Annotated in this window: 17 protein-coding genes; 14 read left to right on the top strand and 3 right to left on the bottom strand. The window is 42.0% G+C overall.

The window, feature by feature from the left end:
- The first annotated feature begins 71 nt into the window (after positions 1 to 71).
- The 3 genes from yihA (at position 72) to DCO56_RS08100 (ending at position 3,411) form a co-directional block, all read left to right on the top strand.
- Positions 72 to 701, top strand: coding sequence for a ribosome biogenesis GTP-binding protein YihA/YsxC (yihA, locus tag DCO56_RS08090; protein WP_108633243.1), 630 nt, complete (start codon positions 72 to 74; stop codon positions 699 to 701).
- A gap of 98 nt (positions 702 to 799) precedes the next feature.
- Positions 800 to 1,654, top strand: a complete 855-nt coding sequence (locus DCO56_RS08095; RefSeq protein WP_108633244.1) for a UbiA-like polyprenyltransferase — start codon at positions 800 to 802, stop codon at positions 1,652 to 1,654.
- Positions 1,655 to 1,734: 80 nt separating this feature from the next.
- On the top strand, positions 1,735 to 3,411 hold the full coding sequence (locus DCO56_RS08100; protein WP_108633245.1) for a PNGase F N-terminal domain-containing protein: 1,677 nt from the start codon (positions 1,735 to 1,737) through the stop codon (positions 3,409 to 3,411).
- 85 nt (positions 3,412 to 3,496) lie between these two features.
- Here the strand turns inward: DCO56_RS08100 and DCO56_RS08105 are convergent, their stop codons facing one another.
- Positions 3,497 to 3,958: an Lrp/AsnC family transcriptional regulator gene (locus DCO56_RS08105; RefSeq protein WP_104381061.1), complete on the bottom strand. Its 462-nt coding sequence runs from the start codon at positions 3,956 to 3,958 to the stop codon at positions 3,497 to 3,499.
- Positions 3,959 to 4,116: 158 nt separating this feature from the next.
- Here DCO56_RS08105 and DCO56_RS08110 point away from each other — a divergent pair, with 158 nt between their 5' ends.
- A complete protein-coding gene (locus DCO56_RS08110; RefSeq protein WP_108633246.1) occupies positions 4,117 to 5,184 on the top strand; it encodes a PLP-dependent cysteine synthase family protein in 1,068 nt (355 codons plus the stop codon).
- 125 nt (positions 5,185 to 5,309) lie between these two features.
- On the top strand, positions 5,310 to 6,992 hold the full coding sequence (locus DCO56_RS08115; RefSeq protein ID WP_108633247.1) for a protein-disulfide reductase DsbD family protein: 1,683 nt from the start codon (positions 5,310 to 5,312) through the stop codon (positions 6,990 to 6,992).
- 547 nt (positions 6,993 to 7,539) lie between these two features.
- Here DCO56_RS08115 and DCO56_RS08120 read toward each other — a convergent pair.
- Both DCO56_RS08120 and DCO56_RS08125 read right to left on the bottom strand, forming a co-directional pair.
- A complete protein-coding gene (locus tag DCO56_RS08120; protein WP_108633248.1) occupies positions 7,540 to 10,137 on the bottom strand; it encodes a DUF5686 family protein in 2,598 nt (865 codons plus the stop codon).
- Between the two features lie 301 nt (positions 10,138 to 10,438).
- Positions 10,439 to 12,127: an RluA family pseudouridine synthase gene (locus DCO56_RS08125; RefSeq protein ID WP_108633249.1), complete on the bottom strand. Its 1,689-nt coding sequence runs from the start codon at positions 12,125 to 12,127 to the stop codon at positions 10,439 to 10,441.
- Between the two features lie 146 nt (positions 12,128 to 12,273).
- On the opposite strand from DCO56_RS08125, the gene DCO56_RS08130 reads away from it, so the two are divergent.
- From DCO56_RS08130 to DCO56_RS08170, 9 genes are all read left to right on the top strand, one after another.
- Complete coding sequence (locus DCO56_RS08130; RefSeq protein WP_108633250.1) at positions 12,274 to 12,747, top strand: Dps family protein; 474 nt, start codon at positions 12,274 to 12,276, stop codon at positions 12,745 to 12,747.
- 148 nt (positions 12,748 to 12,895) lie between these two features.
- Entirely contained in the window at positions 12,896 to 15,355 is a 2,460-nt protein-coding gene (locus DCO56_RS08135; RefSeq protein ID WP_108633251.1) for a glycoside hydrolase family 31 protein, read from the top strand.
- A gap of 2 nt (positions 15,356 to 15,357) precedes the next feature.
- On the top strand, positions 15,358 to 17,316 hold the full coding sequence (gene glgB, locus DCO56_RS08140) for a 1,4-alpha-glucan branching protein GlgB (RefSeq protein ID WP_108633252.1): 1,959 nt from the start codon (positions 15,358 to 15,360) through the stop codon (positions 17,314 to 17,316).
- An 87-nt stretch (positions 17,317 to 17,403) separates the two neighbouring features.
- Positions 17,404 to 18,816, top strand: a complete 1,413-nt coding sequence (locus DCO56_RS08145; RefSeq protein ID WP_108633714.1) for a glycogen synthase — start codon at positions 17,404 to 17,406, stop codon at positions 18,814 to 18,816.
- 6 nt (positions 18,817 to 18,822) lie between these two features.
- Entirely contained in the window at positions 18,823 to 20,106 is a 1,284-nt protein-coding gene (locus DCO56_RS08150) for a glucose-1-phosphate adenylyltransferase (protein WP_108633253.1), read from the top strand.
- Positions 20,107 to 20,165: 59 nt separating this feature from the next.
- A complete protein-coding gene (locus tag DCO56_RS08155) occupies positions 20,166 to 20,927 on the top strand; it encodes a hypothetical protein (RefSeq protein ID WP_108633254.1) in 762 nt (253 codons plus the stop codon).
- Between the two features lies 1 nt (position 20,928).
- Positions 20,929 to 21,711: a M90 family metallopeptidase gene (locus DCO56_RS08160; protein WP_245935796.1), complete on the top strand. Its 783-nt coding sequence runs from the start codon at positions 20,929 to 20,931 to the stop codon at positions 21,709 to 21,711.
- Positions 21,712 to 21,785: 74 nt separating this feature from the next.
- Positions 21,786 to 23,567 carry a DUF4091 domain-containing protein gene (locus DCO56_RS08165; RefSeq protein WP_219929343.1) on the top strand — a complete coding sequence of 594 codons (1,782 nt, stop codon included), beginning with the start codon at positions 21,786 to 21,788 and terminating at the stop codon, positions 23,565 to 23,567.
- A gap of 255 nt (positions 23,568 to 23,822) precedes the next feature.
- Complete coding sequence (locus DCO56_RS08170) at positions 23,823 to 25,556, top strand: thiamine pyrophosphate-dependent enzyme (protein WP_241254775.1); 1,734 nt, start codon at positions 23,823 to 23,825, stop codon at positions 25,554 to 25,556.
- The last annotated feature ends 540 nt before the right edge of the window (positions 25,557 to 26,096 follow it).

The following is a 26,096-nucleotide window of genomic DNA, read 5'->3' on the forward strand; positions in this document are numbered from 1 at the left end:
GCCGTTCAGTTTTTTACCGCATAGCCGGGTGAAACCTTGCCAAACGGATTCATTTAATGTACCTTTGTTCCATGGAAGTAAAAAAAGCCGAATTCGTGTGTAGCAACACGAGAGTTGACAAATTACCTGCGCCAAATTTGCCTGAGTACGCCTTTATAGGCCGTTCTAATGTAGGTAAATCTTCTTTGATCAATGCAATGACAAATAAGAAGGGGCTTGCCAAAACCTCTCAAAAACCCGGTAAGACTCAGTTGATCAATCATTTTATTATAGATGACACCTGGTATCTGGTCGATTTACCCGGTTATGGATTCGCTAAGGCGTCCAAAACAAGTCGTAATGAATGGGAAAAATTCATTCGCAGATACCTCACGCATAGAGACAATTTACAATGTGTATTTGTTTTGGTAGACAGTCGTCTCGAACCACAGAAGATCGACCTTGATTTCTGTTATTGGTTGGGTGAATGCGGTTTACCCTTTATGTTGGTCTTTACCAAAGCAGACAAACAATCAGCAGTAAAATCTGATGCGAATATTGCAAAATTTAAAAAAGAGCTGTTGCAATGGTTTGAGGAGGTGCCGCCGATCTTTTTGACCTCGGCTGAGAAGAAAGTCGGTCATGAGTCGATTCTGGAAACCATTGATGACGTCAATCGCCGATTTGTGGGGCCTGAGCCGGAAGAAAGAATGCCGTTTTAAGTAGTTCAAAAAATTAAAATTCGTTAACATCATGGCATGGTCAACCTGATCATTGCCCAGAGTTTGGCGAACGTTTTAAAATCCATTAAGATCACCGCATGAAGAAGTATCTTTCTTTAGTTTTGTTTGCACACAGTGTATTTGCATTGCCATTTGCCCTTATAGGCTTCTTTTTGGCCCTGCATACCACTGAATATACCTTTTCCTGGAAACTGTTGCTATTGATGTTATTGTGCATGGTAACGGCCCGGAATGCAGCCATGGCCTTCAATCGGTATTTGGATCGGGACATTGATGCCATTAATCCCAGGACGGCAATGCGTGATATTCCGGCAGGGAAGATTTCAGCCCGGAATGCACTGATCTTTACCATAGTCAATTGCTTACTTTTTGTCATGGCGACTTATTTTATAAATTCCCTGTGCTTTATGCTGTCGCCCATTGCACTCTTCGTTGTGCTTTTTTATTCTTACACCAAACGCATTACACCGTTGTGCCATTTGGTCCTTGGTGCGGGGCTGGGTTTAGCACCAATAGGGGCATATTTGGTGATCACGGGACAATTTGCAACTGTCCCTGTTCTGTACGGCTTTGCTGTATTGACCTGGGTAAGTGGCTTTGATATTATTTACGCATTGCAGGATGAGGCCTTTGACCGGGCGAATAAGCTGAACTCCATTCCGGTATGGTTGGGAACAAAAGGAGCGATGCGGGTATCCGAATGTTTACACGTGTTGTCTTTTATATTTGTTTTAATACCAGCGTTTTTAATGCCTGTCGGCTGGATTTATTATTTAGGTGTGGTTTTCTATGGTGGGTTGTTGATCTATCAGCATACGCTGTTTTCGTCGACAAATCTAAGTCGCGTAAACCGCGATTTTATGACCACCAATGGTTACGCTTCCGTCATCTTTGCGGTCTTTTATCTTTTGGATATCTGGTTGATAAAATAAACGTTTTAGCATAAAATAAGAAAGGCTTTAGGAATTCCTAAAGCCTTTCTTATTTTTGTGTCTAATCCAATATGTATACGATGAAGAAAAATATCCTTTTTGTTTCAATTTTATGTCTGTCATTGTCCTCTTATGCCCAGAAGCTAACGAGCTATGTGATCCAGTATAATCAAAGTTTTAATGGCAATACACCTGCCAATCAGAATGGGGTAGTGGTGTATGCCAATGTGAATGAAACGTATGTCAGCTCGGAGAAAGATCTAAAAGGACAATTATCGCCGCCCTACGAGCGTGTGTTGGTGGAGCGGTCAGCCGGAAATAACCTGCTTAAAATTGCGAAACTGAAAGATGGTTCCCTCATCCTAACAGGGGATGCTCAGGCGCTTTCCAAGCAGAAATTTACACCGACCAATGAGACTAAGACCATTTTGGGCTATCCCTGTAAAAAGGTGGAAACCAGTATCAATTCCAATAAGATTGAGCTATGGTATACGGATAAACTAGGGGTAAAGGGAGCCCCGAGCGAACTAGGGCAGGATCTGGGGTTAGTATTGGAAGTAATCAGAAATGGCAATACAAGGACTTTCGCAACCAAAGTAGAGAAAGTCAATACAATCCCTGATCAATTGAAGCTAAAAGGAAGCGAAAAGCGCTATGATGAACTTTCCTATAAAGACCTTATTTGGAAAAATCGTTTTATCCGGCTTCCTATCTTTCAAAAAGAGCGCATTCGTTTTTCCGAGGATGTCAAATCTGATTCAATCCTGCGTTTTGCGAATGGTACAGTCATTGTCAAGAAGGTGAAAATACCGAAAATCAAACTTAGCGATAATGTGTTTGTTCAGCTTGTGGAGCAATCAAAAGGGGATGCCTATGACCGCACCGGATCTGTTTTTATTATCCCTGCCAATAAAGCACAGAGCTTTTTGGATGGGATGAAAAGCGGGATGTCGACCTTGCCGAAGTATGAAAATGGTAATGGGAAAAGCTACCAAGGTGTGGTAAGGACCGCCACTTTCGAACCTATCGTTGAATTGATGCGGTTTTTTACTCCCTTTGGTGTTAAGCAGTTTAACTATCTTCAGTTAAAGGATAAGGTTTGGCAGGATTCAGTACTTTACAGGCAGGATGTGTCGGAGCTCGCTGGGATGTTGAGCGAGCAGGAGGTATACGTAGGCGCTTTTATTGGCAACTATGATAAGAATGGTCATGAAGTTAGCGTCGAGCTCACCATTCACCCTGGTTTTGAAGCTGGATCGGAAGGAGAATTAAAAAAGACCATGTCCTTATTTACGACGACCAATGTGATGGAAATGGGCGGTCAGGAGTATGGATCCATGTTTGATCAAGATAAAGGGCTGACGCTCTCGTTTCGTTTGGATCAGGACGCTAAAAATGTACAATTACGCTATATCACAACCGGTCATGGTGGTTGGGGAAATGGCGATGAATTTGTACCCAAAGAAAACCGTATTTTTCTAAACGATGCCCTACTGTTTAAATATACACCCTGGCGTAACGATTGCGGTTCTTACCGTCTGTCCAATCCCGCTTCGGGTAATTTTGCCACGGGATTATCTTCGTCCGATTTAAGTCGCTCCAATTGGTGTCCGGGAACGGTTACACCTCCGATTTACATCGATTTAGGTGATTTAAAAGCTGGTGATTACAAATTGCAGGTTCAGATCCCACAAGGCGCTCCGGAGGGAACAAGTTTCAGCAGCTGGAACGTCACCGGGACCTTACTGTTCGATTAGACTGAATGATACAGGTGAGGTATTGATCTTATTGAAATCAATACCTCATACTTTTTTTGGGGAGTACTTGGCGTGTCCCTACGTATTATAGTGGATAAGCAGTTTCACTCTTTGTTTCCGATAATACAAAATAAGTCTGTACGGTATTGACCTGCGGGAGCACCGCCAGACGGTGTCTTAGAAAGATGTGATAAGCGTCCATGTCTTTGGTAGCAATACGCAACATGAAGTCATAAGATCCAGCCATCTGATAGCATTCCATAACTTCGGGAAACTTCGCCACTTCTTTTTCAAATTCGTTCAAAACCTCAAAGGTATGTGCTTTCAGGAATACCTGCGAAAATGAAATCAGTCCAATCCCGATTTTGTGCCGATCCAGGATCGCTACTGTTTTTTTGATATACCCCAGTCTTTTTAATTTTTTTACCCTTTCGTGCACTGCTGCGATTGATTTATTCAATTCAAAGGAGAGTTCCTTATTACTTAATGAAGCATCGTGCTGTAATAAGCGCAATAATTTTAGATCGATATCGTCCAATTCCATAATATGAATATTTTCGGTGTTGTTGCAAAATTACAATGTTGGAATGAATAATTTATTGTTAGTTATGTCTTTTTATTGAATTTTTATTGAAATTATAGTTTTGTATTGAATAATATCTTGTTATTATCCAATTTTGCAACAGAATAATCATTTATATAAAAATGGCTGAACAAGAATTACTAAGTGCATGTTTATCGCCTGCATTGGACAAAAGATTTAAGCATTTGTGGAGATTGGTCGGTAATACGCCAATGTTGGAATTGCAGTATACCTACAAAGGTAAGCCAGGCCGGGTGTTCGTGAAATGTGAGAATTATAATTTAACAGGTAGTATCAAAGACAGAATGGCTTTATATATCCTGTATAAAGCATATATGAATTGCCAGATTAGACCGACGGATGTTGTTATTGAAGCTACGAGCGGAAATACAGGAATTGCTTTTTCGGCAATTGGTAAAGCTTTAGGCCATCAGGTAAAGATCATCATGCCAAATTGGTTGAGTAAAGAGCGTACCGATATTATCAGAAGCATGGGGGCTGATATTCAGCTGATCAGCAAAGAAGAAGGTGGTTTTTTGGGGAGCATTCGTTTGAGCGAAGAGCTTGCTGCCGCTGGTGGTGTTTTTCTTCCACGACAGTTTGAAAATCAATATAACGCTGAAGCACACGAGAAAACGACCGGTTATGAAATTGTGAAGCAACTGGAAGAACAGGGTTTGATCGCTGACGCCTTTGTGGCGGGAGTGGGAACCGGTGGGACCGTCATGGGTGTAGGGCGCAGCTTGCGGAAGGCGAATCCAAATGTTCGTGTACATCCCTTGGAACCGGCAGAGAGTCCAACATTAACAACAGGACATAAAGTTGGTTCACACCGTATTCAGGGTATATCCGATGAATTTATTCCGGCAATAGTGAATTTGGATGAACTGGATCGTGTTGTTTGTGCCAACGATGGCGATTCGATCATTATGGCCCAGAAGCTGTCAAGGCAATTGGGGCTTGCCGTTGGAATTTCCTCGGGAGCCAATGTTATTGGAGCAATTAAGTTACAACAGGAGTTAGGGGACGAAGCAGTTGTCGTCACGCTACTATGTGATGACAATAAAAAATATTTAAGTACGGATTTGGTGAAAGAAGAGCCTGTTAAACCGGGCTATTTATCCAGCGATGTTGATTTTCTGGGTTTTCAACCAATTTGTAGGCTGCCAAATCCTGTATTTGGAGCATAGTAAGATTTAGTTTCATATGTTTATAGTGAACTCGGGGAGTGTATTGCTCCTCGGGTTTTATTTACACAAGAACAAATGAACAGGTCTCAAAGCAAAATAAATTATGAAAAACACATGATATTCTGATGAAAACTAATTTTAAACTATTAACCCTTTTATTCCTGCTCATCTTTCCTCTTGCTATGTTTGCGCAGCAGGACAGTACGGTTAGCCCGGATGGTATCGAATTCACGGATGGTACAATCAGCCCGGATTCTTTATCTTTTGAAGAGTCACCTGACACGGTTACAGCTCAAGCTGACTCCAGTAAGACAACGGTGGCTGCCACAGCTAAAGCAGGTGGTTCGGCAGAAGGTGGAAAAAAGTCACTTTGGAGCATTTTTATCGCAGGCTTGGTCGGAGGCTTCGCGGCCTTGTTGATGCCTTGTATATTTCCGATGCTTCCTTTGACCGTAAGCTTCTTCACTAAGCAGTCCGGTAGCCGTGCCAGTGGCATTAGTAAGGCTTTATTGTACGGATTATTCATCATTGTGATCTATGTCGCTTTGGGAATGATTATTACCATTGCATTTGGTTCTGATGCACTCAATGCCCTTTCGACCAATGGGATTTTTAATTTTATTTTCTTTTTGCTGTTGGTGGTATTTGCGGCCTCATTCTTCGGTGCATTTGAAATTACCTTGCCGAGCTCTTTTGTGAATAAAATGGATGCCAAGTCGGATAAAGGTGGACTTGTAGGGCTATTTTTTATGGCATTCAGTCTGTCGTTAGTGTCGTTTTCCTGTACGGGGCCGATTATCGGAACGCTCCTGGTGGAAGCTGCATCAAAAGGTGAACGATTGGGGCCTGCCATAGGTATGTTGGGATTCTCCATTGCCCTGGCCATTCCATTTGGCCTATTCGCTATGTTTCCATCGATGCTTAAATCGTTGCCAAAATCAGGTGGCTGGTTGAACAGTGTAAAAGTGGTGCTTGGTTTTTTGGAGCTGGCTTTGGCATTGAAATTTTTGTCGAATGTAGATTTGGCTTACCATTGGAACTGGTTGGACAGAGAAGTATTCCTCTCCTTATGGATCGCCGTATTTGGTTTGATGGGGCTTTATCTGATCGGTAAAATTAAGTTTTCCCACGATAGCGACCTTAAATTTCTGTCTGTTCCGAGAACAATACTCGCTATTGTTGTTTTTTCCTTCGTGGTGTATATGATTCCCGGTTTATGGGGCGCTCCCTTAAAGTCTATTTCAGCCTTTTTGCCGCCATCGGCAACCCAGGATTTTGATTTATCCACTGGAGTTGGCGGTGGTCCTGCTGCGCATACAGATGGAAAAGTCAAAAAATATGCTGAAATTTTTCACGAGCGTGGTACACCAAAAGGCTTTGATCCCTATTATGATTACGATCAGGCTTTAGCAACTGCTAAAGAGCTTAATAAACCTGTTTTGATTGATTTTACGGGTTGGAATTGTGTTAACTGCCGTAAAATGGAGGCAAATGTATGGACAGATCCTGCGGTAGCCAAGTTGTTGAAAGAAGAGTTTGTAATGGCCGAGTTATTTGTGGATGATAAAACTGAACTGCCTGTCAATGAGCAGATAGTTTCTACATACAGCAACAAAAAAATAAAGACTATCGGAAACAAAAACAGCGATTTTCAAGCTTCCGCATTCAATAGTAATTCGCAGCCATTGTATGTAATTGTTGATCCGAACGGTCGGGTGCTGGTTCCTCAAAGTGGGGCAAATTACAATGTTGAAGAATACAAAGCATTTCTACAGAGCGGTGTAGATGCATTCAAAAAGAAAAACTAACCATCGTCATATTCTAATTTTATCCTCCTTGCTGTTTGCAAGGGGGATTTTTTTTGTGTAAACCTTAGTTTTTCGACCATGCAATGCTTCTTAATATCATACTTTTCTAGGGATTCTTTCGGTCACCATCGAGTTCGCTTCGCCAACGCTTCGGCACAGTGTCGTATCTACTTCACCCTAAAGTCGGGGTGAATCCGTATTGAGTCCATGATGAGTCCGTGTTGAGTCCGAGTCTAGGACGCATTTATCAGATACTCATGGCGTAGTAATCACGCTCACACCTGGTAGCAGAGGCGAATCTGTCCCAAATCTGTCCCGAATCAGATACAAATATGCCCCGAATAACTCCCCGAACTTGGAGTCAGTGAGGGTTAAAGTTTTTGGGGTTTTTCGCCAAGCCGAACCGCAATCGGATAAATCGACAAAGAAAGATGGGGAAATACCGCGGGATAAGGATCAAATGGGAGACGCTATAAATAAGAAAAAAGGCCCTGTCATTCTCTCGATTGACAGGGCCTCAAATTATAATATAAATTTACGGAAACTATTAGAAGTCAAATCTGACCCGTGCACGGATCCCCCAGGCTGGAGCATCCACATGGTCAAGATAATTCAGACGTTTGACGTAGTCCACACGCAAAATTTTAAAGATGTTGGACAAACCGATACTGGCCTCCATATAAGGTTCAGAACCGAAGGTATATGAACTTTGGATATCTTGTGCATTGCGTTGCCATGCAAACACTTTAGAGCCATAATTTGGGTCGTCTGGATCATTTTCTTTACGAAGACCACCATATACACCTTTGAAACTAAATACCTCGCGTAGCTTGAGCTTTTTGATCAATGGGATCTTATTCAACAGGAATCCATTCATATAATACTGCACATTGATGGAAGCGTTGTGATCACTGACAAATTCCAGAAAGTTCATCAAGTTATACGAGTTTAACTGATACGCATAGGTCTGGTTGGCCCGATGGATTGTCAGGAAAGGAAATGGTATCTCTTTTCCAGCGATGTAGTTGCCTTCTGCTGTAACGTCGGCAAAACCAAATTGACTTAGGTAAAAACGCTTGAATGCGCCCACGTTAAAACTATGGTAATTATATTCCCCTTTTGCCAGACCTTTAATTCCTGCTGTATAATTGAATGTGAATATGGGGTATTGATTGAAGATCGGCGTACGATAGATTTTACCTTGGTAAAATTCTTCGTGCGGAGCGTATCTAAAGTTGACCGACAATTCTGTTGTATTTAATTCGTTGAACAATTTGTTTTGTCCATTTTCATCCCGCATTTGATAGGTTAGACTACCCGCGGGAGTTTGTTTGTTAATGTTAAATCCAGCACCAATAGTCAAATGGTTCAAGAATTCTTTTTTATATTCCAGTCCGTAGTTGGTTTCGTAGATATAACGGTCGTTATCACCACGTTTGAAAGATAACAAGAAGTTATCTTCCTGAACGAATTCGAGCTTTTGTCCCGGAATCTTCGTGTCTTTTTTATAAGAGGCCCTGATATAGTGCATAGGGAAGGAGTATACCGACTTGTTGTTAAAGGCATAAGTCCCACTGAAAAAGTACTTCCATTTCTGATCCTTGAATCCATAAGCCGCATAGCTCTCTGCATAGAAACGTTTGCTCAATGATTCGGTCGTACGGCCACCCACACGCAAGCGAAAGCCTTCAACAGGGTTGAAACTGTAGAATGTATTTACCGGACCAATTTCCACCGGACCGGCTTGTTTGTAACCCGAAAGAAGCAGGGCTGCGATATCCATGAAGGTTCTGAAAGAAGGAATTTTCTGTAGCGTATCTATATTGTGGTAGATATTCAGTTCATTCTGTGCCAAAGCCAACGGACGTTGTGTTTCAAATAAGGACTTTGTCGCTTTTTTATTCTCGACATTGTAAGCTATTACCGTTGATGGACCATCGTAAATGCTATCGGGTTGTTGCACACCGACTTTATAGTTGTTGTAATCGACCGTTCGGCTTCCGCGGATACCCATTCCTTTTTCAGTTAATGAAAAATCAATTCCCAATGTACTTGTCTTCAGGTAGAATCTGCTCTTATTGTCTTTTTCGAATTTGAGCTGAACCTGAAGGTCGCGTACAAAATTTAGGTTGATATCATCCGCAACAGTCATATTCGCTCCTTGAACGGCATAATTGCCATCCAGCGTAACATATAGTTGCCCTTTAAACAACATATCTGCTTTATTGCGGGGAACGAAGCTCAATTCGACCAGCCAAGGCTGAGAAGTTTTGATGGTATCGGTAATGAAAAACTTATAAAACGTCGGTGCAGAGTTCGCAATCGGACTCAAAAACTGGTTGGTTACCAATGAAATGTTGTTGTCATAGATATCAACTTGTTCGTAGAGTTTATTAAAATAGGCCGCCAGACCATCATTATCTATAAATTTAGGGTCAAACTGCGCGCGTTGATCCCCCAAAATATATTGTTTGGTTTTGCTCGGATCTTTACGGTAGTACACTTTGGATATTTTCTCTTCGATAAAAGCCGGCAAAACATATTTATTGGCGGTTTTAGCCGAGTCATCGGTTTCGAAAAGAAATTGATAGTTCTTAAAGATCTTTTTGTTGACGAATTTTTCTGAAAGATTGCTCAATCCCAAAGACATTTTCTCGTATTGATCAAATTCAGCATATTGTTGTCCCGACAAACGGTTTTTATCTTTATTTTCAATCACCTTACGTATCAGGGCAACGGCAGGATTGTCTTTGTTGCTGTATTTTTTCTTTTTGGCTTTGACAACAACTTCCTCCAGCATATTGTCCTGTGCATCCATCAGGATTTCCTTGGTCTGTACAGCATCGTTGGTAACGAAAGCATCTTTATTGTCATAGCCAACATAGCTTGCTCTGATTTTGACATAAGATGTCGGGAAAACCAGCTTAAATTCACCATTTGCATTGGTCGATGTTGAGGTTCCTGCAGCAGCAGGCGCGCCAACGACCGCAACAGTGGCGTAAGCAATGGGGGCCTTTGTCTTTGCATCTTTGACCGTACCCGTCACCGTTTTGGTCTGCGCGAATGCAAGAGATGCTGATAGCAAAAATGTTATCGAGAAAAAGAGTTTGTTTATGAAGGTCTGTGCGTTTATTTTAGCTTCCATTATATTGCTATAATCTTGAAAATTCAAAATTGTTTTCTTGTTTTTACTTTATTTCTGACTTTATAAGTATTAAAATCAAAAAATCAGTGAACAAAGGAAACAAAAAATTAAGAATAATTAAAATCTTATTGTAATGTAATAAAAGAAACGTAGTTCCGTCTTTTAAGGTTTAAATAGTTGTTTTTTAGCGGTTTGTCTTAAATTATTGATTTAGATCAATAATTTAACCTCCACATTTTGACTTCACGATGATTTTCCAGCCCACTATTTATTGACTTTTGTAACGATATAGTCAGTGCTGCTAAAAATCCGACGGGATTTGAAAAGAGATTTCCTGTCTGGAGCCCGGGTGAATAAATTTAATAAAAGCAGCATGCAGGTGTAACCTATTTGCTTTTCTGCCATATAGATCATCACCCAAGATCGGGGTATTCAGCCCTTCTGGGTGTACAGCGTGCATACGGAGTTGATGTGTCCGGCCTGTTAAAGGATAGAAGCGAACGCGTGTTTTACCATTTTCGACAGCAATTCTTTCCCATTTGGTCTGTGCCGGCTTTCCGTAGGTATAACAGACCATTTGTCGGGGTCTGTCATCCAAATCTACACGAAGAGGCAGATCAATCAGTCCACATTCCTGTTCAATAACACCATCGAGTAAAGCAATGTATTCCTTGGTTATGGTATGTTGTATAAATTGGTCCTGGATGAATTGATGCGCCATCTTGTTTTTGGCTACCACCAAAAGCCCCGAAGTGGACATGTCCAGCCGGTGGATAATAATCGGGCCGGCATTTGGATAGCGTTTGAGAACACGAGTATAGACGGAATCTTTCACATATATACCGGGAACGGATAAAAACTCTGCGGGTTTGTTGAAGACAATAATATCTTCATCCTCATAGATCTGCGGGAGTTCCGTTTGCAAGGTGGTTTCCTGTTGCATGGGATTCGGGTCGACCCTAAGTCCCTGAAGCATGTAACCCAGAATAGGTTCACATTTTTTACGGCAGGCCGGATAGTAATTTTTATGTCTACGGATTTCGGAAGCAGGGGAACAGCCCCACCAAAATTCGGCCAGTGCTATAGGGGTAAGATTGTGGCTGTAGGCATATTGTAATAATTTGGGCGCAGCACATTCTCCGGAGCCTGCAGGAGGTGTACTTTGGTCAAAATCCTGAAAAATGGCAATCACATTCTTTTGCTGCCCTTCAGCATTTAAAAAATTATATTGTTCAAAAAGTTGTCTTTGCAGATTGCCCGATCGGGTCTTGCGCTCCTCTTTCATTGCCAAAATATCGGAAAGCAATCGTTGGAGCTTAAGGTTTTCCGGTTCCAGGGCCAGATGCATGTCATATTGATAGCGCTGAAGTTCTTGTTTATCCTTTAAGCTTTGGCTGCGCATATCTTCCATCAGCGTTTCATACGCTTCGTCTGACAGGATAGGGCGCAATCTGGTTCGGGTTTCCTTACGTTCTTTTTTCTGATTTCTGAGTTTTGTTTTGAGCAGGTCAAGGGCTGTGTCCCATTGATCTTTTAGTCTATTGAGATTGCTTTTTGTTTGCGCCAGTTCCGCGCTGTTTTCAAGAAGTTCAATTTTTCTGTTGAGCGCATTTAAGTGTACTTCTTCATTCAAAAAGAAGCCATCCTTTTCCAGCATGTCAAATATAGGGGGCACAAAGTAGCTGTGTTTGTTGCTGCCAGCAAGCTTGCCTGATACAGCTGCAAGATATCCGAGGCGATGCTGCTGATCGCGGACAACCAATATACCAAACATCTTGCCTATGGCATGACCGTCATTATTTTTTTCAAGACCAAAGTTATGTGTCCACTCGTTTTGTATCTCAAGGTAGGCCTGGAGTTCCTGCGCAGCAATAATGGCTAGCGGATGCGGTTCATAGCAAAACGGAAAAGTGAATCGCGACGGGAGTTCGATGCCCGAAATATCCTCCTTGAATGCATGAAAATAAGCGTTGTTGTCTAAAGTACCCACAGTCTTCCTCTAATAATATTTTGCTCGCAAAAATACGGTTATTATGCGATTGAAATGACATTTTAACGCCGTTTTTTTTGTTTTCCCTGCTTTTTTTGGGTAAATTTAACTAAGCGAAGGAGCTATAGTTAACAAATAAACACAATATGAAAACTTCAATTGGAATTAAAGATGCAGACTTAAAAAAAGTTGCGAAATTGCTCAATGTCTTATTGGCCGATGAACATATTATCTACATGAAAACACGCAATGCGCATTGGAATGTCGAAGGAGCTGATTTTCATGCTGCTCATTTATTTTTGGAATCCCAATACGATGAGCTGGCCGAAGTGATTGATGAAGTTGCGGAGCGTGTTCGTACCTTGGGCCATTATGCAGTGGGCTCCTTTGATAAATATCTAAAATTAACACGTTTGACAGAGTCTACTTCCGAAAAGACCGATAGCCAGTCTTATTATAAGGAGCTGTTAACGGATCATGAGTCTATTGCGATGTCCATTCGTGCAGATATTGCTGTAGTCGAAGGAACGGCAGACAATGGTACGGAGGACTTTTTGGTTGGGCTATTGGAAAAACATGAAAAAATGGCCTGGATGCTGCGCGCGCATTTCATTATGTAGCATGTAGCAATTCATCTACGGTTATTGAAAAAAATCCCGCTCATCCTGATGGGTCGGGATTTTTTTTTTCGTTTTGTTGTCGGCGCGGGATAATTTTTCTATCTTAAAGAGGAATTAAGCCTTCAGAAACATTTAATATAATACAGCTATGCTTGAAGACGACAACCTAAATCAAACCACACTAAACGAGGAAGAAAATGATGGTACTTTGGAGAGTATGCATCATGTGAATAATCCGGTATTGGATCTGCCCAAAATTGAAAAGAAATACCTCGAAAATGTTGTATCCCACAACCAAAACGATAAATCATACTATTTTTCCGATGGTAAGGCAACAGTTGAGATTAAGATCGTAACTGATGAGATTGTCCGTGTTCGATTGGCACCACAAGGAACGTTTTTGGAAGACTTTTCCTATGCGCTGGCAAAGAAAGATCATCGCGTCAGCATCCATCAGTGTAAAGAGGAAGAAGATCATTATAGTGTGCATACGAACACGATTTCCTGTCGGATCAATAAAGAAGATTTTTTGATTTCTTTCTCGGATCGGGCCGGCAAATTGTTTAATGCGGATCAGGCACCTATGCATTGGGAGGAAAATCCGGATTTTGGCGGATATTATGTCTATAGTACAAAGATAGCTTTTGAAAACGAAGCGTTTTATGGGCTAGGCGACAAGGCGACCAAGCTTAACCTCCGCGGTAAGCGATTAAAAAACTGGAATTCGGATACCTATGCATTTGCTTACGATCAGGATCCTTTGTACAAAACGATCCCCTTTTACATCGGTTTGAAAGATGGGGAAGCCTATGGTATTTTCTTTGATAATACCTTTAAAACCTATTTTGACTTTGCCGCTGAAGATCAGGGTAAGACTAGTTTCTGGTCTGAGGGGGGGGAATTGCAATATTATTATATTCATGGCCCCCATATTATTGATGTAATCCGGAGGTACCATACCTTGACCGGCACACATTATTTACCACCATTATGGGCTATTGGGTACCATCAATGCCGATGGAGCTATTACCCCGAAGCGAATGTACGCAAGGTGGCCGAAGAATTCCGTAAAAGACAGATTCCATGTGATGCCATTTACCTGGACATCGACTATATGGACGGATACCGCTGTTTTACCTGGAATAAGCAATACTTTCCAAATCCGAAGAAAATGATTGCCGATCTTGCCAATGAGGGCTTTAAGACAGTGGTTATGATTGACCCGGGAATTAAGGTTGACGAAAACTACTGGGTATTTAGAGAAGGAAAGGAGAATAGATATTTCTGTCGACGGGGCGATGATTATTTTATGGAAGGATTTGTTTGGCCCGGGCGCTGTCAATTTCCTGACTTTACGAACCCTGAAGTTAGGCAGTGGTGGGGAACTTTATACCAGGGACTGGTGGAGGACGGAGTTGCGGGCTTTTGGAATGATATGAATGAACCTGCAGTTTTTGGTCGTGGGACATTTCCGGATGATGTCAGGCATCAATATGACGGCCATCGCGGCTCGCACCGAAAAGCACATAATGTATACGGCATGCAGATGGTGCGGGCTACCTATGACGGATTAAAGAAATTGTATAAGAATAAAAGGCCATTTACCATTACACGAGCGGCTTATGCCGGCACACAACGTTATTCATCGGTATGGACGGGAGATAACTTGGCTAGCTGGGAACATCTCAAATTAGGGACTTTACAGTTGCAGCGCTTGTCCACCTCAGGAATGTCTTTCTGTGGAACCGACATTGGCGGATTTACAGGGGAACCGGATGGTGAACTCTTTACGCGATGGATGCAGTTTGGCGTTTTTTCACCATTTATGCGTGTACATTCCGCCGGGGATACCCGTGACCGCGAGCCTTGGAGCTTTGGTGAAGATTGGGAAAAAATAAATAAAAAGTTTATTGAGCTGCGCTATCAGCTTTTGCCATATATCTACACTTGTTTTTGGGAACAAACGAAATACGGCTATCCGATCTTACGTCCTATCTCGATGGTTGAGCAGCATATTCCGACCAATTGGCAGCGGGAAGAGGAGTTCTGTTTTGGCGATAAAATATTAGTGTCGCCGGTGTTGCAACCCGGCCAGAAAAGCAAGATTGTCTACCTTCCCGCAGGAGATTGGTTCTATTATTTCAATAATGCGGTATACGTGGGCGGCAAAGAACATACCATTGCAACACCTTTGGATGAAATGCCACTATTTATTCGCGGTGGATCCGTTATTCCGGAATATCCCGTCATGCAATATACCGGAGAAAAGAAAGTGGAGGAACTGCAATTGAATATCTATTTTTCGGAGGGCGTGCATCGTTCTTACGTGTATTCCGACCATGGTGATACCTTCGCGTATGAGCAGGATATTTATCTGGAGAAATGCTTTACAGTGTCCGGATTAAAAGATTCCCTGTCAATCAAACAGACCCGTGACGGATTATTTACGGAACGGTACGAAGAATATAAATTGCAATTGATCGGGTTGCCGTTTAGGGTAAAAAAAGTAAAAACAGATGGAATAGACACAAAAATACAACAAGATGAACAGGGGCGATATTGGATTAATGTCGCACGTGAATTTGACAACATATTGATCGAGGGTTAAACATGGCCAATCAAGTAATACCGCATAGTCTTTTTTCGGAATTTGATGTCGCACTGTTCCAGGCGGGCAGGCATTTCAAACTGTATGAAAAATTTGGTTCGCATGAACTGGAAGTAGAGGGTGAAAGAGGCGTTTATTTTGCGGTTTGGGCCCCAAATGCAAAATCCGTTTCCGTAACGGGAAACTTCAATTTTTGGGACAAGGGGAGTCATCCCTTAAATGTCCGTTGGGATACCAGTGGCATCTGGGAAGGATTTATTCCCGGAATAGCCAATGGTGAAACCTATAAATATTGTATTCAGACTTCATCGGGAGAGGAACTGGAAAAAGGTGATCCATTCGCATTCAGATGGGAGGTGGCCCCTAAGACGGCTTCCATTGTCCATTCGACCTGGTATGAATGGAATGATGGCAACTGGATGAAGGAGCGTATCGTAAAGAATAGACTGGATCAACCTTGGTCGGTCTATGAGCTGCATTTAGGGTCATGGGTAAGGGATCCGGAGAGCCCGGAAACGCTGTTAAATTACCGTGAGATCGCTGTGCAGCTGGTGGCTTATGTTAAGGAAATGAATTTTACACATGTGGAATTTATGCCGCTGATGGAGCATCCCTATTATCCTTCCTGGGGTTATCAGATTACAGGTTATTTTGCAGCAAGTTCGCGGTATGGCTCCGCCCAGGATCTGATGTTCTTGATTGATGAATTACATGCTGCGGGTATTGGCGTGCTACTGGATTGGGTGCCTTCACATTTTCCGGGGGATGCCCACGGACTCTTTCGTTTTGATGGTACGAGTCTCTATGAGCATGAAGACCCGCGGAAAGGTTTTCATCCAGACTGGCAGTCCTATATTTTTAATTATGGACGCAATGAAGTGCGCTCATTTCTGATCAGCAATGCTTTCTATTGGTTGGATCGCTTTCATATCGATGGGCTTCGTGTAGATGCTGTGGCCTCGATGTTATACCTGGACTATAGCCGAAATGCGGGTGAATGGATTCCGAATGAGTTTGGTGGTAATGAAAACCTTGAGGCTGTGCATTTCCTAAAAGAATTTAACGAGGCTGTTTATGCTCATTTTCCAGATGTACAGACGATCGCTGAAGAGTCCACATCCTGGCCGGGGGTGAGTAAGCCAACTTATGCCGGTGGTTTGGGCTTTGGAATGAAATGGATGATGGGGTGGATGCATGATACACTGGATTATTTTAAGGAAGACCCGATCAATAGAAAATACCATCATGATCGCATCACTTTTGCGACAGTATATGCATTTCACGAGAATTTCATGCTCCCTTTGTCACATGATGAAGTCGTCTATGGAAAACAGCCTCTGATTTATAAAATGCCCGGTGATGAGTGGCAAAAATTTGCCAATTTGAGGGCTTTATACTTGTTTATGTATACTTTTTCAGGAACTAAACTGCTGTTTATGGGGGGCGAGTTCGGCCAAACGTCTGAATGGAACGTGAATCAATCGCTCGATTGGCATCTGTTGGAATTTATGCCGCATCAGGGAATGAAAAAATTTGTGGCAGACTTAAATGCGACGTATCGGCAGCAGCCCAGTCTCTTTCAAAAAGCTTTTGATGCATCTGGATTTGAATGGATAGATGCCGGCGACCGGGAAAATTCGGTTTTGGTCTATTGGCGTAAAGCTTTTGATTCTTGGGATGACACGGTGATCGTAATCAACCTGACGCCTGTTGTCCGTGAAGATTTTCGAATAGGTCTGCCTTATGCCGGTGAATGGGAAGTGGTATTAAGTTCGGACGATCTCCATTATTTCGGTTCAGGAATCTGTAGCCAACATGTTGCAAGTGAACAACTGCATTGGATGAATCGAGCGCAGTCTGCTCAGGTAGATCTTCCACCGCTTGGTGGCTATATCCTCAAACGTAAGCAGGATCGGAAAGAAACCACTCCAGTGAAGTCTGCGGAACGTGTCCCTGTCTAGGGCGATGCATCCATGACCGGAGAAGTTGGTGAAGTAAATTTTAATAGGATAGGTTCCATCTGAGCGATGGAAAAAAAATATGTACAGATGAAAGTATTTCATTTAAGTGTTGAATGTTACCCAATCGCCAAGGTTGGTGGTCTCGCGGATGTCGTTGGTGCACTGCCCAAGTATCAAACTAAACTTGGGGTGGAAGCGGCGGTGATCATGCCCTGGTATGATCGCCCATTTGTTAGGGAGCATTCCTTTGATGTAATTCAAGAGGGAACTTTTTATCAAGGGTCTGAATTATTGAACTATTCTGTTTTTAAAGAAAAAGAAAACACACTTGGTTTTGAACTCTATTTAATAAAAATACCGGGTAAACTGGATCGTCAGGAGGTCTACTGTTATCCGGACGAAGGAGAGCAGTTTATAGCTTTTCAGCATGCAGTATTAAACTGGTTCAAAGCGAAAGCAATCGTACCGGACATTGTGCATTGCCATGATCATCATGTTGGCTTGATGCCTTTTCTGATGAAGTATAGCAATGAGTATAATTTCCTTTCCGGCGTGAAGACTGTTGCGACAGTACACAACGGTCAATACCAGGGCTGGACGCATTGGAGCAAGGCAATTCTATTACCCGGATTCGACAGCTGGAAATGGGGACTTTTGGATTGGGATGGTCTGATCAATCCACTTGCCGCATTGATTAAGTGCTGTGACGCCTATACGACCGTTTCGGAGGGGTATCTTGAGGAACTCTATATGGAGGCAAATGGTCTCCAGCATCTGTTTTATGATGAGCGTCACAAGTCCGTCGGTATCGTCAATGGAATTGATTGGGATATCTGGAGCCCGGATAAAGACTATACCTTGATTGAAAATTATGATCTTGCATCAGCCTTTGCCGGTAAACTTAAAAATAAGCAGGCATTGGCGCAGCAATATAAAATTGATCCTAAGCTCCCTTTGCTCGTCTTTATAGGACGTTTTGCGACCGAAAAAGGCGCAGATCTGTTGCCGGATATAATTTTGGATTTGACCGAAAATTTTTCGGACAGATTGAGTATATTTATATTAGGTGCCGGGGATCCGGCAATTCAGTCACGGGTAAAAATGCTCGTGGATGAAAAGATAGAAAATTTTGATGTGTTCTTTGGTTATGATGAAAATCTAGCGCACTGGCTTTATGCAAGCGCAGACTTTCTTTTGATGCCTTCGCGGGTTGAACCCTGCGGGCTCAATCAGCTTTATGCCATGAAATATGGCACTTTGCCGATCGTACACCGTGTGGGTGGTCTGAAAGATACAGTCATTGATTTGGAAAACAATGGATACGGCATTGGTTTTGAGTCGCTTGAGGTGGCTGAAATCAGAAGGGCGGTTATCCGGGCGGTCGAATACTATGAAAATAGGATTGAATTTGAGGACAACCAGCACAAAATAATGAGTTTGGATTTTTCCTGGAATAAATCCGCAGCAAAATACATAAGTCTATATAACCAATTAATTTAATTTGATATGTCACATCACAATGTAGTAGCTATCGTTCTGGGCGGGGGAAGGGGCTCGCGTCTGTATCCTTTGACCGACCAACGGTCTAAACCAGCTGTTCCTATTGCAGGAAAATATCGCTTGGTTGATATCCCCATCTCGAATTGTCTCAATTCGGGATTCAATAAGATTTTTGTGTTGACACAGTTCAATTCGTCCTCCTTGAATTCGCATATTAAGAATACGTACAACTTTAGTATTTTTAGTAAGGGTTTTGTCGACATTTTAGCGGCTGAACAAACCAATGATGGTGACAAATGGTTTGAAGGTACAGCAGATGCCGTACGCAGATCCTTCAGGAAGCTGGCAAGCATAGATTATGATTATGTCTTAATTTTGTCGGGGGATCAGCTTTATCAGATGGATTTTGATGCGCTGGTGGATTTCCACGTACAGAATGAAGGTGATTTGACAATTGCGACCATTCCCGTCAACGGTAAAGATGCAACAGGATTTGGAATTCTTAAATCGGATGAGCACAACCACATTACCTCGTTTATAGAGAAACCCAATCGGGAACAGCTGGTGGACTGGAGTTCAGAAGTGAGCGACCATTTGAAGTCGGAGGGACGTGAATACCTCGCATCCATGGGTATATATGTGTTTAGTAAAGGTGTACTAAAACGTCTGCTGGAAGAAAACAGTGGGATGGATTTTGGAAAAGAGATTATCCCGGATGCGATTGAGAATATAAAAGTGCTCAGTTATCAATATGAAGGCTATTGGACAGATATCGGAACGATCGGCTCATTTTATGAGGCCAATATTGGACTGACCGATAATATCCCTGCCTTTAACCTATTTGATAAAAATACAGTTTTTACTCGACCGCGGATGCTGCCACCATCTAAGATTTCGGGGACAACCCTGCTTAACTCCGTTATTTCCGATGGATGTATTATCCATGCCGATAAGATCGACCGTTCTGTGATCGGTGTGCGTTCGCGTATCGGTATCGGTTCGGTGGTACGCGGGACCTATATGATGGGATCAGACTATTACGAGGACTTTTCGGATATGGACGAAGCCAAAAGAAAAAATATGCCTATTGTAGGAGTAGGAGAACGTTGCTATATCGAAAATGCCATTCTGGATAAGAACTGTCGTATTGGAAATGATGTTCGCATCAATGGCGGTCCTCATTTATTGGATGCTAACCACCAGACTTACACGGTTTGTGATGGCATCGTGGTTATCAAGAAAAATGCCGTTATCCCAAGTGGTACCACCATCGGGCTGACAACAGTATAAATTTATTTAAACAAGGGAGATAATATATTGTTATAATTGCGTGTTATTGTAATAAAAAAATGCAGTTAAAACAGATTATCTCCCTTCTTTTTGTGTTGATCGCACTGACCGCCTGTGATACTTCCCTAATGGTGCAGAGTACAGGCGTTTTGCGGGATGCATCGCGGAAATTTGAACTCCATAACGGCGATCGTCGTATCATTTACATTCCGATGCGGCATTTAGGGACTCGCGTATATTATGATCAGATACAGACTGCTGTAGATTCTCTTCAAAAATCAGGATATGTCGTTTTTTATGAAAGTATCGCCTATCAGGTGGATAGCGCGGCACAACGCGACCTTTATGACCGCAAGTTTAGAAAATTGACCGGTAACCGGCTCGGACTGCAGCAATGCATTGAGACTCCTGGAGATACCTCCCGCGTATTGAGAGCTCCTTTGTATCGGAAACTGGGACAGCGTATTATCAGCCAGCCGGATTATTCTTTTTTTCTGGTCAACTATGAAACTGCTGTCAACGCTGATATTCCTAAAAACAAATTACTGGATGATTTTGAATTCCGTTATGGTACCATACAGCTGGATGCCTGCGACTACAATACCCCACTAAATGCACCCTACAGCTGCAAACCGATAAAAACAGCGCTCAAAAATAAGTTTGACAAAGAGTTTGTTATGCAGCAAAGAGAAGAAAATCTAGCCTCCCTGGTGGCTGATGCCCCTCAGCAGAAAATTTTAATCTTATTTGGTACATCTCATTTTAAAGGCTTTTTGCGTAATTTGCAAGCCAGAGACCCACGTTGGATAAAGATAAAATAATATGTTGGAAAAGATTTTTATTATACTGCTCATACCAGTAGTGATTTATGTTGTCTATTACCTATTGAACCGTACGGCTAAAAATAATGCGGCAATTAAACGTGTTTTGAGTGATGAGGGGAAAAACATCCTGGAACAGGAGGTTGCCTACTATCGTCACCTTTCGGTTGCCGATAAACAGGAGTTTGAAACGCGCTGTCTGGCATTTTTGGATACGGTCAAGATTGAAGGCGTGGGAGTAACCCTGGAATTGAAAGATTATATGCTCATTGCTGCGAGCGCCATTATTCCGATATTTGCCTTTAAGAAATGGACTTATCCCAACTTGACCAATATTATGGTCTACCCATCACACTTTAATGCAGATTACCAGTTCGAAGGACATGCAGACCGGAATATTATGGGCATGGTAGGTGAGGGCGCTATGAATGGACAGATGATTCTATCCAAATCGGCTTTGGAATATGGTTTTGAAAATCCAAATGACGGACAGAATACCGCGATCCACGAATTTGTGCATCTCATTGACAAAACAGATGGTACAGTAGATGGCGTTCCAACTTATTTATTGGATAAGGCTGCCATAATTCCTTTCATGAATTTAATACGGGAGGAAATTAACAAGATCAAAGAAGATAGATCCGATATTGACACTTACGGGATGACTAATCCCGGAGAGTTTTTTGCTGTTGCTTCCGAATATTTTTTTGAAAATCCGGCAAAATTTCAAAAGAACCATCCCGAACTTTATACAGCACTTTCTAGAATTTTTGAACAAAGTTAAGTGGGGATAAATAAAATTTTAGTATTTTTAAAGCAAACAGAAAATGTTTGCTTTTTTTGTTAATTACAACTGTTATGCCTAAAACTACTATTTATTCTACTATTGCATTCGCATGTCTATTATTTTGCGGCAATAATCAAGTTTATTCTCAGGAGCGTTATGCCGTGGGGACAACTTTTACTGAAATGGCAGATCCGACAAAGGATACGCTTTCTAACTGGTCGAATGTTAAAGCAGGTCTGCATGCTTCATTTGTATCCATAGATAAACGTTATCCAAAGTCAGTGAATCCCAATGTCACTGTTCAGCACAGTGCTACATTGGATGCCTGGAAAGGAGAACAAGTATCTGCTCAAGTACTTCTATGGACCAATGCTGCAACAGCAGATGTTGTTGTTGCGCCGGGTGAACTAAAAGCAGGTAATGGAAAATCTATTGGTGCAGATGCAATTCAGGCACGATTCGTTCGTTATGTGATGACAGACGAATTTGCGAGTGGCTGTGGTCATCGTAAGCCTGAAGATTTTAAAGCTTCCCTTTCTGCAGATATGTTGGACGATCTGAAAAGTTATGATCTCGAAGCGAAGCGTGTTCGCCCTGTGTGGATTACGGTCAAAATACCTTCCGGAGCTACTGCGGGCCAATATAAAACGACAATTGCCGTTAAACAAAAAGGTAAGGTGAAGCAGAACTTGATATTGACCGTGAATGTTCAAAATCAGGTTTTGCCACCGGCCTCACAATGGTCATTTCATTTGGATCAATGGCAGCATCCATCGGCCGTGGCCCGTGTCAACAATGTTAAGATGTGGAGCGACGAGCATTTTGAAGCCTTAAAGCCAACAATGAAACAGCTTGCGGCAGCGGGACAGAAAGTGATAACGGCAACACTTAATAAAGATGCCTGGAATGTACAGACCTATGACCCTTATGCAGATATGATCAGCTGGAAGAAAGCAAAAGATGGCTCCTGGAGCTATGATTATGCTGTGTTTGACAGGTGGGTGCAATTTATGATGGACTTAGGGGTCAATAAACAAATCAATTGTTACTCTTTATTGCCATGGAATAATGAAGTTCATTATTTCGATGAAGCAAAAAATGAACTTGTGAATGTCATTGCGAAACCGGGAACACCGGTGTTTGAGGAGCTGTGGACACCTTTTTTAAAGGATTTTAGTAAGCATGTCAGTGCTAAAGGCTGGCTGAAGATTACCAATATCGCAATGGACGAAAGGAGCCGCGAGGAAATGGATCCAGCGGTAGCGCTGTTGGAGCGGGTGGCCCCTGAATTTGGAATTGCGTTTGCAGATAATCATAAAAGCTACCAACGCTATCAAAAAAGTACAGATATTAGCGTGGCTGTGGGCGATCCTTTTGACCATAATGATCTTATCGACCGACGTAAAAAGGGTTATATCACAACATTTTATGTTTGCTGTTCGGATGAATTTCCGAATCAATTTACCTTTTCTGATCCTGCGGAGTCTACTTATATGGCCTGGTATGCGCTTGCTGCAGGTTTTGACGGAGCTTTGCGTTGGGCCTTTAATTCTTGGGTAGTTGATCCTTTAAGGGATTCGAGATTTCGGACATGGCCGGCGGGGGATACTTATATTGTTTATCCGCAGGGACGAAGTTCAATTCGCTACGAACGTATGCTGGAAGGTATTCAGGATTATACAAAAGTCGGTATCCTGAAAGCGAAATTAGAAGAGGCGAATGATGCATCAAATTTAGCAAAATTGAATGCCAAAATTGCCAAATTAAATAAGTCCAAACGTTATGCGGACTGGAATAAAGACCTCAATGATGCGAAGGCGTTTGTCAATGCATTATCCAGTCAGATCAAATAAACAGATCACAGGACATTTGGATGTACCGGCTGCCCCTTTATCGTATTGGGGCAGTTTTTTTTTGATTTTTTTCTTTGAGCCGTGATGCTCAATTTGTGGTTTCGGTCTGAAAAACGGTCAGTCCGGCGCCATTTATCTTTTTCGCGCAATGGCAGAATATCCAAAACCATTGTTTCCCAATATTGTTGTTATAAGGAGGCGGTCGCATGATTAATACATCGTCGCATTATCAACTTCTTAAATCATTATATGGGTATGAAAAATGTAGCACACCAAATCGTTGGTATTTTAAAAGATGCGGGAATCAAACGTATTTATGCCGTAACAGGAGATAGTTTAAATTTTTTCAATGAGGCTGTTCATGAGGATGGAACCATGCAATGGATACATGTTAGGCATGAGGAGGTTGGCGCATTCGCCGCGACAGCGGAAGCAGATTTACATGGAATCGCCTGCTGTGCGGGAAGCAGTGGTCCGGGACATGTCCACCTGATCAATGGTGTTTACGAGGCGCATAAGACACGTGTTCCGATGTTGGTAATTGCTTCGACCTGTGCCACCTATGAGTTTGGTACAGACTATTTCCAGGAAACCAATCCGATTAAATTGTTTGACGACTGCTCTTGTTATAATCAGATGATTACCCGCCCGGAACAGGTGCAGCGTATGGTTCAAAATGCATTACAGCAAGCGATTTCCAAACGCGATGTTGCTGTCATCGGCTTACCGGGAGATGTTTCCGAAATGGAATCCGTTCATATGAATACTTCTTCAAAAGTGTTTTTTACACAGCCACAGATCAGACCCTCTGATCTGGAAATTGGCCGTTTGGCACAATATATCAATCAGGCAGAAAAAGTAACTTTATTCTGTGGTGTTGGTGCTAAGAATGCGCAGCAACAGATTGTTCAGCTCTCCCAGAAAATTCATGCACCGGTAGGCTATTCGTTTAAGGCTAAACTGGATATCCAACGGGACAATCCCAATGAAATCGGTATGACAGGACTTTTGGGAACTGCGTCGGCTTTTCAGAGTATGCACCATTCCGATCTGATCCTGTTATTGGGAACAGATTTTCCCTATAAGGATTTTATACCTACCAATAAAACGATTGTTCAGATAGATATCGAAGGGGAGAAACTCGGCCGACGGTCAATTGTGGATTATGGTCTGGTCGGCGATATTGAGCACACGCTGAAAGCTGTCTTACCATTTGTGGAGGCAAGAAGCGATTCAAGTTTTCTTGAAAAACAATTGGCAGCTTACGAGAAAGTAAAAGAGGATTTAATGATCTATGTGGATGATTCGGGCAGTGAATGTGCTATTCAACCAGAATTTGTAGCCCATATGATCGATCAAAAGGCAAGCGACGACGCTATATTTTTGCTGGATACGGGAATGTCCTGTGTTTGGGGGGCACGCTATATCAATCAGCGGCGGGATCGCAAGATGCTTGGATCATTTAATCATGGATCCATGGCAAATGCGATGCCGATGGCAATTGGTGCAGCATTGACACATCCTGAAAGACAGATTATAGCCTTCTGCGGTGATGGAGGTCTTTCGATGCTGCTGGGGGACTTGGCTACGATAAAACAGTATAATCTGCCAATAAAACTGATCGTATTCAATAACCGTTCGCTTGGGATGGTCAAGCTGGAGATGCAGGTAGCCGGTTTGAAGGATCAGGAAACCAATATGGTCAATCCGGATTTTGCCCTGGTCGCACAGGCGATGGGAATTCGCGCATTTACCGTGACTCAACCAGAAGCGGTCGATGGTGTGCTCAGTGAAGCATTTCGCATAACGGATGAACCTGTGCTTATTGATATTTATACCAGTCCAAATGCCTTGGCCATGCCTCCTAAAATTTCCTTTAGCCAAATGAAGGGAATGACTGAAAGTATGGCGAAATTGATGCTTTCAGGTAACTTTGAAGAAGTCTGGGATACCATCAAATCAAACTATAAGCATTTGAAATCGCTCTGATAATGCTGAACAAAACGCTTAAACCATCATAAAAAAGCCTCTCCAATGCAAATTATAGTTGGGGAGGCTTTCTTTTTCAAGAAAAAAATGTTCGGACTATTAACTTAATGAATTAGAGATCAACACTGGCGCTGAACGAACCAAAGGCTTTTCAATAACTCTTCTTTACAGCGTCGAAGCTTTTCTATTTTCGATTCCGAAGAAATAGAAACGTTCTCTTTAACAATAATAGCCAAATCTGTTTCAATGGATAATTTAGTGAGGGATGTACACCCACTATCAAATTTCTTAAAGCTTACATCTTTCATACTAATATTGGTTAAGAATTCCTGAATTTTATAGAGTACAATTTACTAATAAAAATTAGCTTTACAATACGCTAAGGATAATTTTATTGTTACTAAATTGTTTATTTTTAATCTTTTATCGCATTATAACTTATAAACAATATTGGTGTGATTTTTGTTTTCTTAATTCCAAAATATTAAATGCTAGTTATTTAAAACAATATACTGTTTTGATTGCTCTTCATATTAATAA

Source organism: Sphingobacterium athyrii (genome assembly GCF_003071065.1).
Taxonomy (GTDB): Bacteria; Bacteroidota; Bacteroidia; order Sphingobacteriales; family Sphingobacteriaceae; genus Sphingobacterium; species Sphingobacterium athyrii.